At 46.7% G+C, this 14,221-nt stretch carries 15 protein-coding genes; 5 read left to right on the forward strand and 10 right to left on the reverse strand.

Going from position 1 to position 14,221, the window contains the following annotated elements; translation table 11 throughout:
• Positions 1-17: 17 nt before the first annotated feature.
• From argB to gatC, 8 genes are all read right to left on the reverse strand, one after another.
• On the reverse strand, positions 18-920 hold the full coding sequence (gene argB / locus B7X71_RS00590; protein ID WP_215376228.1) for an acetylglutamate kinase: 903 nt from the start codon (positions 918-920) through the stop codon (positions 18-20).
• A 26-nt stretch (positions 921-946) separates the two neighbouring features.
• Positions 947-1,324 carry an RNA polymerase-binding protein DksA gene (gene dksA, locus B7X71_RS00595; protein WP_293596804.1) on the reverse strand — a complete coding sequence of 126 codons (378 nt, stop codon included), beginning with the start codon at positions 1,322-1,324 and terminating at the stop codon, positions 947-949.
• A 224-nt stretch (positions 1,325-1,548) separates the two neighbouring features.
• A complete protein-coding gene (locus B7X71_RS00600) occupies positions 1,549-2,613 on the reverse strand; it encodes a GTP-binding protein (protein WP_293596720.1) in 1,065 nt (354 codons plus the stop codon).
• 63 nt (positions 2,614-2,676) lie between these two features.
• Entirely contained in the window at positions 2,677-3,678 is a 1,002-nt protein-coding gene (locus tag B7X71_RS00605; protein WP_293596719.1) for a tyrosine recombinase XerC, read from the reverse strand.
• Positions 3,659-4,333, reverse strand: coding sequence for a DUF484 family protein (locus B7X71_RS00610; RefSeq protein ID WP_293596718.1), 675 nt, complete (start codon positions 4,331-4,333; stop codon positions 3,659-3,661). The genes B7X71_RS00605 and B7X71_RS00610 overlap by 20 nt, the downstream gene beginning before the upstream one ends.
• 36 nt (positions 4,334-4,369) lie before the next feature.
• Positions 4,370-5,839: an Asp-tRNA(Asn)/Glu-tRNA(Gln) amidotransferase subunit GatB gene (gatB, locus tag B7X71_RS00615; protein WP_293596803.1), complete on the reverse strand. Its 1,470-nt coding sequence runs from the start codon at positions 5,837-5,839 to the stop codon at positions 4,370-4,372.
• Entirely contained in the window at positions 5,839-7,356 is a 1,518-nt protein-coding gene (gene gatA / locus B7X71_RS00620) for an Asp-tRNA(Asn)/Glu-tRNA(Gln) amidotransferase subunit GatA (protein WP_293596717.1), read from the reverse strand. The genes gatB and gatA overlap by 1 nt, the downstream gene beginning before the upstream one ends.
• Positions 7,353-7,646 carry an Asp-tRNA(Asn)/Glu-tRNA(Gln) amidotransferase subunit GatC gene (gene gatC, locus B7X71_RS00625; protein ID WP_293596716.1) on the reverse strand — a complete coding sequence of 98 codons (294 nt, stop codon included), beginning with the start codon at positions 7,644-7,646 and terminating at the stop codon, positions 7,353-7,355. Before gatC ends, gatA begins: the two co-directional genes overlap by 4 nt.
• A gap of 62 nt (positions 7,647-7,708) precedes the next feature.
• On the opposite strand from gatC, the gene B7X71_RS00630 reads away from it, so the two are divergent.
• Genes B7X71_RS00630 through rodA form a run of 5 tightly spaced genes read left to right on the forward strand, consistent with a single transcriptional unit; the run spans position 7,709 to position 13,276 of the window.
• Positions 7,709-8,752 (forward strand): rod shape-determining protein, encoded by a 1,044-nt coding sequence (locus tag B7X71_RS00630; RefSeq protein ID WP_293600106.1) that lies wholly within the window; start codon positions 7,709-7,711, stop codon positions 8,750-8,752.
• A 24-nt stretch (positions 8,753-8,776) separates the two neighbouring features.
• Positions 8,777-9,706, forward strand: coding sequence for a rod shape-determining protein MreC (gene mreC, locus B7X71_RS00635; RefSeq protein WP_293600107.1), 930 nt, complete (start codon positions 8,777-8,779; stop codon positions 9,704-9,706).
• On the forward strand, positions 9,703-10,227 hold the full coding sequence (gene mreD, locus B7X71_RS00640) for a rod shape-determining protein MreD (protein ID WP_293600108.1): 525 nt from the start codon (positions 9,703-9,705) through the stop codon (positions 10,225-10,227). The genes mreC and mreD overlap by 4 nt, the downstream gene beginning before the upstream one ends.
• An 8-nt stretch (positions 10,228-10,235) precedes the next feature.
• Positions 10,236-12,143 carry a penicillin-binding protein 2 gene (gene mrdA, locus B7X71_RS00645; RefSeq protein ID WP_363926525.1) on the forward strand — a complete coding sequence of 636 codons (1,908 nt, stop codon included), beginning with the start codon at positions 10,236-10,238 and terminating at the stop codon, positions 12,141-12,143.
• Positions 12,125-13,276, forward strand: coding sequence for a rod shape-determining protein RodA (gene rodA, locus B7X71_RS00650; protein ID WP_293600109.1), 1,152 nt, complete (start codon positions 12,125-12,127; stop codon positions 13,274-13,276). Before mrdA ends, rodA begins: the two co-directional genes overlap by 19 nt.
• Positions 13,277-13,367: 91 nt before the next feature.
• On the opposite strand, the gene B7X71_RS00655 is transcribed toward rodA, so the two are convergent.
• A complete protein-coding gene (locus B7X71_RS00655; RefSeq protein WP_015422181.1) occupies positions 13,368-13,652 on the reverse strand; it encodes an HU family DNA-binding protein in 285 nt (94 codons plus the stop codon).
• Positions 13,653-13,764: 112 nt separating this feature from the next.
• Positions 13,765-14,130: a hypothetical protein gene (locus B7X71_RS00660; RefSeq protein ID WP_293600110.1), complete on the reverse strand. Its 366-nt coding sequence runs from the start codon at positions 14,128-14,130 to the stop codon at positions 13,765-13,767.
• Positions 14,131-14,221: the final 91 nt, after the last annotated feature.

Here is a 14,221-nt window from a genome sequence, read left to right on the forward strand (position 1 = left end):
TATCTCTTATTCAACTCTTAACGAGAGCGAATCATTGTTCCAAAAGCTTGCTCCGTCAGAATCTCTAACAATAAAGAGTGTTCAATTCGTCCATCAATAATATGAACGGAATTCACACCACTCTTTGCCGCATCTAATGCAGAAGAAATTTTCGGCAACATCCCACCAGAAATCGTGCCATCAGCAAAGAGGCCGTCAATTTCACGGGCAGTCAGGTCGGTTAAGAGCGTGCCATTTTTATCCATCACACCAGGAATATTGGTCATCATGACCAATTTCTCTGCATGTAAAATTTCCGCCATCTTGCCAGCCACTAGATCAGCATTGATGTTGTATGCTTGGCCTTCTTCACTAAATCCAATTGGGGAAATCACCGGAATAAATGCATCGTCTTGCAGTGCTTTAACAACCGCCGGATTAATAGCTTCGATCTCACCAACAAAACCTAAATCAATGGTTGCGCCAGCCTTCTTTTCATCGGCAACAAACATTTTCTTCGCGCGAATCAAGCCACCATCTTTACCAGTCAAACCAACAGCCTGGCCGCCAAAGTGGTTAATCAACATCACAATATCCTGCTGCACTTCACCACCAAGAACCCACTCCACTACCTCCATGGTTTCTTCGTCGGTTACACGCATACCTTGAATAAAGGTGCCAGTTTTACCAATCTTCTTGAGGGCCTCATCAATTTGTGGGCCGCCGCCGTGGACCACCACTGGATTCATACCAACCAGCTTCAGCAAGATGACATCACGGGCAAAGCTTTCCTTCAAACGCTCTTCGACCATGGCGTTTCCGCCGTACTTAATCACAATAGTCTTACCGTGATACGCACGAATGTAAGGCAAAGCCTCGGCCAAAATCTCCGCTTTTAATAAAGGAGAAATTTCGCTAATAGATGGGGATTGCTTGGTCATTGCTACTTTTATATTCAATCTAGTAATTAATCGCCAAACAACTTTTGACGAAGCTCACGGCGCTCTTGCGCCTCGAGAGAGAGGTTGGCTGTTGGACGCGCAATTAAACGGTTCAAGCCAATCGGCTCTCCAGTCTCCTCACACCAGCCATAATCACCAGACTCGATACGGGCCAAAGCTTGCTCTACTTTTTTCAATAACTTGCGCTCACGATCACGCGTGCGCAACTCAAGAGCATGCTCTTCTTCAATCGTTGCACGGTCCGCCGGATCAGGAACCAAAATGTTTTCACGCAAATGCTCTGTGGTTTCAGAGGCGTTTTTCAAAATATCGTCTTTTAAGGTCAGAAGCTTTAGACGGAAAAAATCGAGTTGAGCTGCATTCATATAGTCCTTTTCGGACATCTTGAGCAATTCAACCTCTGTTAAAGGAGCACCCTTTGCAACCTTTGCACTTGCAGCCTTAGTAGGCGCTTTTGCTGTAGCCGTAGATTTCGTTGGTGTTTTTACCGTCATTTCGTTCTTTCAGTGGATCTAAACCATTATTACTTCATTCTGCCAAACTTTTACTGCCCTTTTGCCAATATTTATCAATATTGACCGTGGCGGCGGATTGTACTTTATATTTTTTAAACTAAACAGCCCTCAAGCCCAGCCAGTAGCGTGTCTTTAGGTAAATCGATGCCAATAAAGACCATGCGGGTTTGCTTGGGTTCGGCACCCCATAAACCAGCCATATCGCTACCCATCATCTGATGAACGCCCTGGAACACGACTTTTCGGTTAGTTCCCTTCACATAGAGGACGCCCTTATAGCGCAACATCTTCTCTCCGAAGACCTCCAAAATGCCTCCCAGGAAGTCCTCTAGTTTTTTATGATCAAAGGGTTTATCACTACGAAAAACGAAGGATTGGATGCGGTCTGTATGGCCGGCATGGCCATGATGATCGTGACTATGGTCATGCCCACAAGTGGCGTGGTCATGGTGGTCATGGCTGTGGTCATGCCCACAAGTAGCATGGTCATGATCGTCTTGCTCCAAAAAGTGAGGGTCAATATCGAGCTTCGCGTTCAAATTGAAGCCCTTGAGATCCAAAACGGCATCCAAAGGAACTACACCCTTAGAGATACCCTGAATCGGAGCGCGAGGGTTCATATGCATTAAGCGATTGCGTAAAGTATCCACTTCAGCAGGCGTTACTAAATCTGTTTTGGTGATGAAGATTTGATCGGCAAAGCCTACTTGGCGCTGCGCCTCTTCATGCTCAGTCAGTTGCTGCGGGCCATGTTTAGCATCCACAAGGGTGACCACTGCATCTAATACGTAATGATCTGCAACATCATCATCCATGAAGAATGTTTGCGCCACCGGGCCTGGATTAGCTACACCAGTAGTCTCAATGACTACGCGCTCAAAGCTAATTTTTTTATCTTTGCGCTGCTCCCAGAGAGTATTAAGTGCCTCAACTAAGTCGCCACGAATGGTGCAGCAAATACAGCCATTGCTCATTTGCACAATATTCTCTTGATTGTCTTGAACCAAGATGTCGTTGTCGATATTCTCTTCGCCGAACTCGTTCTCAATCACGGCTATTTTTTTGCCATGCTCGGCCGTCAGGATGTGTTTGAGCAAAGTGGTTTTGCCGCTACCTAAAAAGCCTGTGAGAATTGTTACCGGAATTAACGCCATCATTGATCCTATCAAAATCTATAAATACATTCCCCAAACGGGAAACCTTCTATCTTACCGAGTTCCTCAGGCTTTGCCAGCCTTTGCGCGTGGATGGGCTTTATCGTATGCCTGCGCTAGGTGTTGGAAGTCTAAAGAGGTATAAATCTGCGTACTAGCGATGCTGGCATGCCCCAGCATCTCCTGAACTGCCCGCAAATCTTGGGACGATTGCAATACGTGGCTAGCGAAGCTATGACGCATCATATGTGGATGCACATGGGTTGGTAGACCAGCTCTCATTGCCAAAGTCCGCAGACGTGCCTGCACTGTCCGAGGAGATAAACGCGCACCCGTAGCAGAAATAAACAAAGCCAGCGATAAATCCGCTTGCTCGAGTTGGTCGCGGACCGCACGCCAAACTTTGAGGGATTGCATTGCGGGCCCACCAATCGGAACTGAGCGGCGCTTACCACCCTTACCCAAAACTGTTACTTCTGCAGCATCCCAGTCTAACCATCCAGCAGACTCGTGTTGGCGATCCTTGCTTTGCATCACATCAACGCCTAGAAGCTCTGATAAACGTAGGCCTGAGGAATACAGCAAATCGATGATCGCTGCGTCACGCACCGTCTCTAAATCTTTTTTTTCTTCAGCTTCTTTTACGGCTTGATTTACTAAAGAGAGCACCTGTTCAACCGAAAGTGCTTTAGGCAAAGACTTCAGACGTTTGGGGGCCTTCACATCATCTACAGGATTGGCGACTAGGTTTGCAGTCACTCTTCCCGCCTGTGCATCACGACGGGCATCTTTTTCAGTCAACCAGTCATACCAACCTCGCCACGCAGAAAGTGCTCTAGCAATCGTACGAGATGATTTTCCTTTGGAGTGCAAGCGACCAGCCCAGCGACGTACATGCGCATTCGTTACTTTTAACAAATCAACAGCATCATCTGTTGCCAATGCCTGCAACTCGCCGAGATCCATGCGATACGCTTTAAGCGTGTGAGGTGAGAGCTGCCTCAATACATGCAGCTCGTGCAAATACTCTTGCACCAAGGGATGAAGATCAGCTGGTACTTGGCTCATAAGCCTGGATACGATCAAAAGCTGCAGCAGTGAGTTCAGCAATTTGACGCAAATAGAATGCGCCCATATCAGCAGTAAAACGAGACTCGTCTTTACTTGCTAACAAAAGCACTGCTGGTGATTGCGCCACGCCAATACTTTTTCCTAGTGGCAGACCAATAGCGACCATGCTTTGCCACTCAGGATCGATGGTGACTTGAGTTGCCAACAAATCCACGCTAGCAGCGACCAACTCTTTAGCGGAGCCACATAGAGGCGTATCAATCCAAGGACCAAATGCCGTATTAGGTGAGAGTAGTTGCGCCGACTCCACCTCAAAAACTTCCGCCAATCCAGCCGTCACCGCAGACTCAACGTCCGCCTTTGTATTTGCACCCATGAGGCGCAATAACCAAGCCACCAAACTTTGCTGAGTCTTGTCATTGCGACTACCAAAGTGCAACATCTCACTTAGGCGACGATTGAGCTCTTGGTTCTGAGTGCGCAACAAAGTCATCTGACGCTCTTGCAAGGAGATCGCGCGATCTTCATGTGGATGCTTCAAGCGGATTTCATTTAAGAGATTGGCGTAGCGCTCAAAAAAACCTGGGGTAGCGCGCAACCACTCCGCCACCAATTCTTCTTGTTCGGCTTGCTTAGGATCGATTGCGCTCATCTATGTCTCTCTCGCTTATTTTCTGATTTAATTTGTTTAGCTCAGCTTTTTACGCAGAAGCTCATTCACCTGACCTGGATTGGCTTTCCCTTGTGAGGCTTTCATAATCTGGCCAACCAAGGCATTGAAAGCCTTTTCTTTACCAGAGCGGAACTCTTCAACCGACTTCTCGTTGGCCGCCAAGACCTTATCAATCATGACCTCAAGCTCACCACTATCGCTAATCTGCTTCAAGCCTTTGACGTCAATTACTTGATCAACAGTGCTAATAGCTTTGCCTGCGATAGCCTCTTCCCACAGAATGGCAAAGATATCTTTTGCAATCTTGTTAGAGATGGTCCCATCTGCTACGCGAGTTAATAGTGGTGCTAAACGCTCCGCTTTCAACGGCGCATCTGCAGTTGCAATACCAGCACGATTTAGTGATGAAGCGAACTCGCCCGCAATCAAATTAGCCGCAGCTTTTGCCAAAGACTTACCAACAATAGCCAGAAGCTCTTCAAATACTTTGGCAGTGTCGCGATCTTGCGTGAGCAATTGCGTGTCGTAAGCACTTAAGCCAAACTCGGTTTGCCATTGCTCCCGCAGCTGTGCTGGTAATGCTGGCATCTTGCTGCGTACATCAGCAATCCATGCGTCATCAATCACAACTGGCAATAAATCTGGGTCCGGGAAATAGCGATAGTCGTTTGCATCCTCTTTACTGCGCATGCTGCGAGTCTCTTGACGATCAGGGTCGTATAAACGGGTTTCTTGAACGACTGTTCCGCCATCTTCAATTAATTCAATTTGACGACGCACTTCATATTGAATCGCTTCTTCCAAAAAGCGGAAGGAGTTCAAATTCTTAATCTCGCAACGAGTACCAAATTCCTTTTGACCAACAGGTCTAACAGATACGTTGGCATCACAACGGAAAGAACCTTCTTGCATATTGCCATCACATACCCCAAGCCAAACAACTAGAGTGTGAAGTGCTTTTGCATAAGCCACTGCCTCAGCAGCACTGCGCATGACTGGCTCAGTCACAATTTCCAACAATGGTGTACCGGCACGATTCAAATCGATGCCACTAGATGCTTCACCATGCGGACCTAAGAAGCCCTCTTCGTGGACTGACTTACCGGCGTCCTCTTCCATATGGGCGCGGGTGAGCTCAACTACCTTGACTTGATCGCCAACCAATATTTCCAGATGGCCGCCAACGACCACAGGAAGATCCATCTGACTAATCTGATATCCCTTTGGTAAGTCCGGGTAGAAATAATTTTTGCGCGCAAAAATACTTGCCGGCGAAATTTTTGCGCCAACTGCCAAACCAAAACGAATGGCGTGCTCAACTGCTTGGCGGTTCAACACTGGCAACACGCCCGGTAACGCCAAGTCAACAGCACAAGCTTGCGTATTCGGTCCCGCACCAAAGCGAGTACTTGCGCCACTAAAAATTTTGGATTGTGTTTGTAACTGTGCGTGGGTCTCTAGACCAATAACGATTTCCCATTGCATCATGCCACCTCACTTGCTTGACGCAAATGCCAGTCACTATTTTGCTGATATTGGTGCGCCACTTGAAGTAAGCGCGCCTCAGAAAAATAATTCCCAATTAACTGCATGCCGATAGGCATCTGGCTTGAATTAAATCCACAAGGAACACTCATCGCTGGCAGTCCCGCCAAATTGGTTGAGAGCGTGTAAATATCTTCTAAGTACATTTGTACTGGATCTTTTGATTTTTCGCCTAAGCGCCACGCAACATCTGGCGCAACCGGCCCCAAGATCACATCGCACTTTTCAAATGCCGCTTGAAAATCGGCTGCAATAATCCGACGAATTTTTTGAGCCTGTAAATAATAGGCATCGTAATAACCATGACACAGCACATAGGTGCCAACCAAGATACGACGCTTTACTTCTGCGCCGAATCCTTCGGTGCGTGATTTCTTATACATATCCGATAAATCGCGATATTCATTTGTGCGGTGTCCGTAGCGCACACCATCGAAGCGACTCAAATTACTTGAGGCTTCGGCAGGAGCTAAAACGTAATACACCGGTATGGATAGTTTCGTTTTTGGCAAACTCACTTCAAGCAATTCCGCACCCAATTCTTGCAGAGCTTTTGCTGCGGTGTTAACTGCATTAGCCACTTCTGGCGCTAAACCTTCCGCAAAAAATTCTTTTGGCAAGCCAATGCGCAAGCCTTCCAAAGGTTTTGCTGGATTAGAGCCACTCTCTTTCCACGACTGGGTGAGGTAACGACCGTAGTCCTCACCAGAATCTGCCAAAGAAGTAGAGTCTCGCGGGTCATGGGAAGACATTGCTGTGAGCAATAGGGCGCAGTCCTCTGCGGTCTTGCCCATTGGGCCAGCTTGATCTAATGAAGACGCATAAGCAATCATTCCGTAGCGAGATACACGACCATAACTCGGCTTGATTCCAGTTAATCCGCAAAAAGCTGCTGGCTGTCGTATGGAGCCGCCAGTATCAGTACCTGTAGCGATCGGCGCCAATCCTGCCGCTACTGCCGCTGCAGAACCCCCAGACGAGCCGCCTGCAACATATTCTGAATTCCAGGGGTTTAAGACTGGTCCATAGGCTGAATTTTCATTGGAGGAGCCCATTGCAAACTCGTCCATATTGGTTTTGCCAAGGCAAACCATGCCGGCACCATTAGGGTTGAGTTCGTCCGGAATTCCAAGGTTTGCCACTACCGTGGCATCAAATGGACTGAGGTAACCCTCGAGCATTTTGGATGCGGCAGTCGACTTCCAACCGCGCGTCACAAAGACATCTTTGTGGGCAACTGGGATACCCGTCAATTTTCCAGATTTTCCAGAAGAAATAATTTTATCTGCTTTATAGGCTTGCTCTAAACTTAAGTGAGCGCTTACATCAAGATATGCATTCCAGTGTTTTCCGGCCTCAATACGATCCAAAAAGTGCTTTGTCAGCTCAGTACTGGAGACCTCTTTAGCAGCCAAGGCTTTGGCCATTAAGGCGATGGGGGTTTGGTGCCAGCTCATTCGATCACCTTTGGAACTAGGAAGTAGCCATCCTGCACAGCAGGGGCGGATTGCATATTTTCAGAGCGATGGTCGGTTTCAGTAACCGTATCACCGCGCAAAGGTTGCGCCAAATCACGCAAAAAGAGGATGGGGTGAGCTAGAGGGGCAAGACCGCTCGTATCGACAGCCTGCATCTCCTCAACCAAGGCAAAAACTGCCTGTAATTGGGGCAATACTGCCTCGGCTTCTGCCTGACTTAACTCAAGGCTGGAAAGGTGCGCAATGCGCTGGACATCATCAAGTTTCATGGGGCGCTAGAGTATCATTCCTGTATATATTTTTTAACACTTACTTATTTTCCCACTACATCATGTTTGGTTTTTTCCGCAGCTACTTTTCTAATGACCTGGCTATCGACCTAGGTACCGCCAACACCTTAATTTACATGCGTGAACGGGGTATTGTGCTTGATGAGCCGTCAGTTGTGGCAATTCGCACTGAAGGTGGCCCAAATGGCAAAAAGAACATTTTGGCAGTCGGAAAAGAAGCAAAAGCCATGTTGGGACGCGTTCCTGGAAATATTGAGGCCATTCGCCCAATGAAAGACGGCGTTATTGCCGATTTCACAATTACCGAGCAGATGCTTAAGCAATTTATCAAAATGGTGCACGAGAGCAAGCTGTTAAAGCCAAGCCCACGCATTATTATTTGCGTTCCTTGTGGCTCTACTCAAGTTGAGCGTCGCGCGATTCGCGAATCTGCATTAGGCGCAGGTGCATCACAAGTATTTTTAATTGAAGAGCCAATGGCTGCAGCAATTGGTGCAGGCTTGCCAGTTTCCGAAGCGGCTGGTTCGATGGTGGTTGATATCGGCGGCGGTACAACTGAAGTTGGCGTCATGTCATTAGGTGGCATGGTTTACAAAGGTTCTGTTCGTGTTGGTGGTGACAAATTTGATGAAGCGATCACCAATTACATCCGCCGTAACTACGGCATGTTGATCGGCGAACAAACTGCTGAGTTGATTAAGAAAACTATTGGCTCCGCATTCCCAGGACAAGAAGTGCGCGAAATGGAAGTAAAAGGACGCAATCTTTCTGAAGGCATTCCACGTAGCTTCACTGTGACAAGCAATGAAGTACTCGAGGCCTTGACTGACCCACTAAATCAAATCGTGACAGCAGTGAAAGCAGCTTTGGAACAAATTCCTCCTGAGCTGGCATCTGACATTGCAGAGCGCGGCATGATGTTGACTGGTGGTGGCGCACTATTGCGTGACCTCGATCGCCTGTTGCTCGAAGAAACAGGCCTGCCTATTCATGTTGCAGAAGATCCTCTCACTTGCGTCGCTCGTGGTTGCGGCATTGCCTTAGAGCGCATGGACAAGCTGGGTGGCGTTTTCTCACAAGAGTAATTGACTTAAGCGTCGATTAGGGAATTGCAACATAGCGCTCCTCCTCTTTTCAGACAAGGCGTTCCGGCTTTAGTCAAACTAATTGTCTGTCTATCGATCAGCATCGCATTGATGTTGATCGATTTTCGTTTTAAAGCTCTCGATCCGATTCGCAATAACGTCAATTGGTTATTGCGTCCACTAGAGTATGTGATGATGATGCCGCGCAATGCGTACGATGTGAGCTCTGAATATTTCACAACACGCGGAACACTTGATAAAGAAAATCAAGAAATGAAAGTGCGTCAAGCAGAGCTCTCTTTGCTTGCAAATCAATCGGAGTTTCTGCTTGTAGAAAACCAAAACCTACGTCAGTTGATGGATTTGCAAAAGCACGTACCATTCAAAACATTACCAGTCGAAATTTTATTTAATCCACCCAATCCAATTTCTCAACGTATTGTGATTAATCGTGGAAGCGATGATGGCCTCAAGTTAGGCAATCCCATTGCAAATGATTCCGGCATCCTGGGTCAAGTGGTACGTATTTACGATCGCTCTGCAGAGGTATCGCTACTAGAAGATCGCGACTTTGCAGTACCCGTTCAAGTTGCACGCAACGGCTTAAGGGCGGCTGTTTTTGGCGCGGGTCGCGGCAATCCGCTTGAGCTTCGCTACCTTCCCGTGGCCAGTGATTTAGAAGTAGGTGATGTGTTAATTACCTCAGGTATCGATGGTGTCTACCCTCCTGGCTTCGCAGTAGCCGTGATTAGTCGCATTGAACGCAATGCAGACAAAAACTCTTCAAACGTATTTTGTGTACCAGTTGCGCCAGTCAATCGCTATCGTCAGGCACTTGCCCTACTTTATGATCCGCAATGGGATGCTAAAGCATCTACCGCAACCAGCAAGCCTGGTGCACCACTGACCAATACTCCAGGTCGTCGCCAAACTCGTGCGCGAGGAATGCAATGATCGACTTTCAAAGCGGCTACATTCTGCGCCCGGTCAATCCGGTCTTCATCTTCTTCAGTCTGTTTTGTGCGCTGCTGCTAAACCTGTTGCCTATTGGCAATTACGGCTGGGTTCCTGACTGGCTCATTATTTGCATCGTGTTCTGGAATATTCATCAGCATCGTTATGTAGGCGTCATCATTGCATTCATTCTTGGTCTACTGATGGATGTCCACAACTCTGACTTATTGGGTCTGCATGCATTTAGCTACTCATTGGTGGCATACATTGCCATCTCTTGGCATCGCCGCATCATTGCTTTAACAGTTTTAACGCAAGCCCTGCATCTACTGCCAATCTTCTTATTAGTTTCTTTATTTCCGGTGCTAGCTCATTGGCTATTAAGTGGTGAGATTTATTGGTGGGCCTTAACCGGAGCTATTCAGGCTCTTATTGAGGCATTACTGTGGCCTTTAGCAACGCGTATCTTGTTGTCGCCTCAACGTCGTCCTATTGACGTTGATCACAACCGCCCCATTTAAATAGCGCCATGGTTTCGTTTAAAAAACCAGACCTCGACTCCTTTCAAGAGCGCATTCATATTGCGACCCTGTTTGTCACCTTCTGCTTCTTATTGCTGATTACGCGCTTGGTATGGCTACAACTGGTAAGTCATGGCAAATATGCCTTATTGGCAGAAAATAACCGGATTGCCCTAGTGCCAGCACCGGCGAATCGTGGCCTTCTCATAGACCGCAATGGCATCGTGATTGGCAGAAACTATTCGGCGTTAACCTTAGATGTGAACGCAGCAGAGGTTAAGGGAAACGTAGATGAGCTCATAGATGAGCTATCCCAAATCGTCTTGATTTCTCCGCGAGACCGCCGTAATTTCAAGCGCTCCCTGGAAGATTCTCGAAAAATGGGCACTTTTCCACTCAGATCGATGCTGACTGAGGCTGAAACGGCACGATTTATGGCCAATCGCTATCGCTTCCCCGGGGTGGAAATTCGTGCCCGCAGCTTCCGAGAGTACCCTTACAACGAATTAGCCTCCCATTTAATTGGCTATATCGGACGCGTTTCTCAAAGAGATAAAGAGAAAATGCAGGCAGAAATTGAGAACTCTAAAGCAGATGATCCCGATGCACTGCAGACCTCTTTTTTGCCAGGGATTCAATACGTTGGCAAGATTGGTCTAGAGCAAAGCTACGAAACAGTTCTTCGTGGAGTTCCAGGATATGACCAAGTAGAAATTACTGCGGGCGGTAAACCAGTGCGCACGCTTTCTAGCTCACCTTCAATCCCCGGCAAAAATGTAGTGCTGTCAGTGGATATCAAATTGCAATATTTGGTGGAACAACTCTACGGAAACTTCCGCGGTGCATTCGTAGCTATTGAGCCGGAGACTGGCGACATCTTGGCCTTTGTATCCAAGCCCAACTTTAACCCCAATGACTTTGTTGAGGGCATTGATTCAGTGACCTGGAAAGAGTTGAACGACTCCCCGCAAAAGCCACTCTACAACCGTCCGCTAAAAGGAATCTATCCACCAGGCTCAACCTACAAACCGTTCATGGCTCTCGCTGCTTTAGAAACCAAAAAGCGCACGCCATCACAAACGATTTCTGATCCAGGTTATTTTGATTTCGGTAACCATACCTTCCGTGATGATAAAAAAGGTGGGCACGGCATTGTCGATATGCAAAAGTCTATTGTTGAATCTTGCGACACCTACTATTACTTACTCGCGCGTGACATGGGCGTGAATATGATGCATGACTTCATGAAGCCATTTGGTTTTGGGCAAATCACTGGCATTGACCTGCAAGGTGAATCCAAGGGAGTGCTACCATCCACCGAGTGGAAGAAAAATACTTTCAAAAAACCAGAGCAGCAAAAGTGGTACGAAGGCGAAACGATTTCTTTAGGAATCGGTCAAGGCTACAACGCGTTTACTATTTTGCAGCTGGCACATGGCATGGCCAATTTAGCCAATAACGGCATTGTGATGAAGCCGCATTTAGTTAAAGCGATTGAAGATCCCTTCACAAGACATCGCACCCTCACCACGCCCAAGGAAAGTTATCGCATCGATCTTGCCCCAGAAAATATTGAAGTGATTAAGAAGGCGATGGTTGAGGTTAACAATTCTGGAACCTCTGCATCTGTTTTCAAAGGCGCTGGATATCAAGTCGGCGGCAAGACAGGGACGGCACAAGTATTTAGCTTGAATTCCAAAGAATATAAGCATGGCGCTACTGCAGAATTTTTGCGTGACCACGCTTTATACACCGCCTTTGCTCCTGCAGATAAGCCAACCATCGTGATCGCTATGGTTGTAGAGAACGCTGGATTTGGAGCACAGTATGCTGCACCGATTGCACGTAAAGCATTAGATTTTTATCTTGAAGGTAAATGGCCAAAGGAGATTCCTGAGTGGAAAAGAGCGCCATAAATAAAGCTAAGAAAATATTTCTCAGCATTTTCAGTGGCCTTGATCGCCAGCTAGGCCTTATTTTACTTAGCTTAGCGGGGATTGGCTTTATTACCTTTTTATCCGCAAGTCAAAATACGCCCGTTCGATTTGAAGATGAGTTACGTAATCTAGCGCTTTCATTTTCAGTCATGTGGATTGTTTCTCGCATTCCACCAAAGTGGCTTGAGATGGCTGCAGTGTGGATATATGGAATTGGAATTGCGCTACTCATTGCTGTCGCAGCATTTGGATTGATTAAAAAAGGTGCGAGACGTTGGCTCAACATTGGTTTTGTAATTCAACCTTCGGAGCTGATGAAAATTGCTATGCCGCTGATGTTGGCCTGGTACTTTCAAAAACGGGAAGGCATTCAAAAGTCTTGGGACTATGGAGTGGCAGCAATCATTCTCGGCATTCCAGTGCTACTCATTGCACGTCAACCTGATCTAGGTACCGCGCTCTTAGTTTTTGCTGCAGGCATGTATGTGATTATTCTGGCAGGATTGCCTTGGAAGTGGATCCTGCCGTTTATAGGTATTGGTGCCTTCGGAATTATTCTGATTATTATTTTTGGTAGCACCATTTGTGCACAGGATGTTGTCTGGCCATTTGTGCATACTTATCAAAAATATCGAGTGTGTACCTTGCTCGATCCAAGCAGCGATCCTCTTGGTAAGGGCTTTCATACAATTCAATCCATGATTGCAATTGGCTCTGGTGGATTTTTCGGTAAAGGCTGGTTTCAGGGCACCCAAGCGCATCTGGAATTTATTCCAGAAAAGCATACCGACTTCGTCTTTGCCGTTTTCTCTGAAGAATTTGGTTTGCTAGGTAACCTCGTCTTGCTAGCACTTTTCTTTGCCCTGATCAAAAGAGGTCTAGCCATCTCCGCTAGCGCACCCAATCTATTTACCCGCTTGCTTGGGGCGTCAGTCACGATGATTTTCTTTACCTACGCCTTTGTCAATATTGGCATGGTCAGCGGCTTATTACCGGTTGTGGGCGTTCCACTACCTTTTATTAGCTACGGAGGCACCGCTCTAGTCACGCTAGGTTTTGGTGCCGGCATTTTGATGAGTATCCATCGTCATCGACGTCTAGTGCAGAGCTAGAATTAAATACGGGCTTAGCGAAAGGTTGTTGCGTTACACCTAGAAACAAAAAAGCCCGGCATGCCGGGCTTTTTCATCAACAAAGCAAGAATTACTTCTTACGCTTGTTAACTGAATCTTTAAATGCTTTACCAGCAGAAAACTTAACAGTTTTAGCAGCAGCAATTTTGAGTGGCTCGCCAGTTTTTGGGTTACGGCCCATGCGTGCAGCGCGCTTACCAGAAGCAAAAGTACCGAAACCGATCAGTTGTACTGAGTCGCCTTTAGTAACAGCTTTAATGATTTGCTCAATAGCAGAATTCAATGCAAATTCAGCTTTGGCTTTTGAGATCTCAGCGTCGTCAGCAATCGCTGCGATTAGTTCTGCTTTGTTCAAGTGAAGCTCCTTATAGATATTGATATCAGCGCACCTTGCGCTTAGATGATTTTAACCACAAAAAATTACAAAAATAAAGCTGCGTCACAGCAATTTTTTTTATTACTGCTATTTACTCCTCTAGAACAGTCACATCTGACACAAAATACTCTGTATCGCCAAAACAGCTAGTAGGTAATCCGATGTGCTGGTCATACTTAAGAGAAACTTTTTTACCCAAATTGGCATTGATTTTTTGCGCCACAGCATCTTCACGCACCGTAAAGAAGAATTTTTCTGACATGGTTCCAGGCATAGAAACCATAGCCAATTCACCTTCCCATGTTTTACATACATAACCTCGGTTGGAAAACTTCTGGACAAAGCCTGCACGCTCACCACTGCCAGAGCTCCAATTGAGCATGATCCAGGTATAGGCCGCCAAGCCAACCAAGCCAATCAATACAAGGCTTAAAAGCCATTTTATGAATACATTCATGTGAATTTCCTTAACAAATCATCCATGCATCCCTAATTAGGTGCATTACCTGTAAGCCTATTTTGACCCCAATCAACATTTGAGCATATTC

This window comes from Polynucleobacter sp. 39-46-10 (assembly GCF_002282275.1).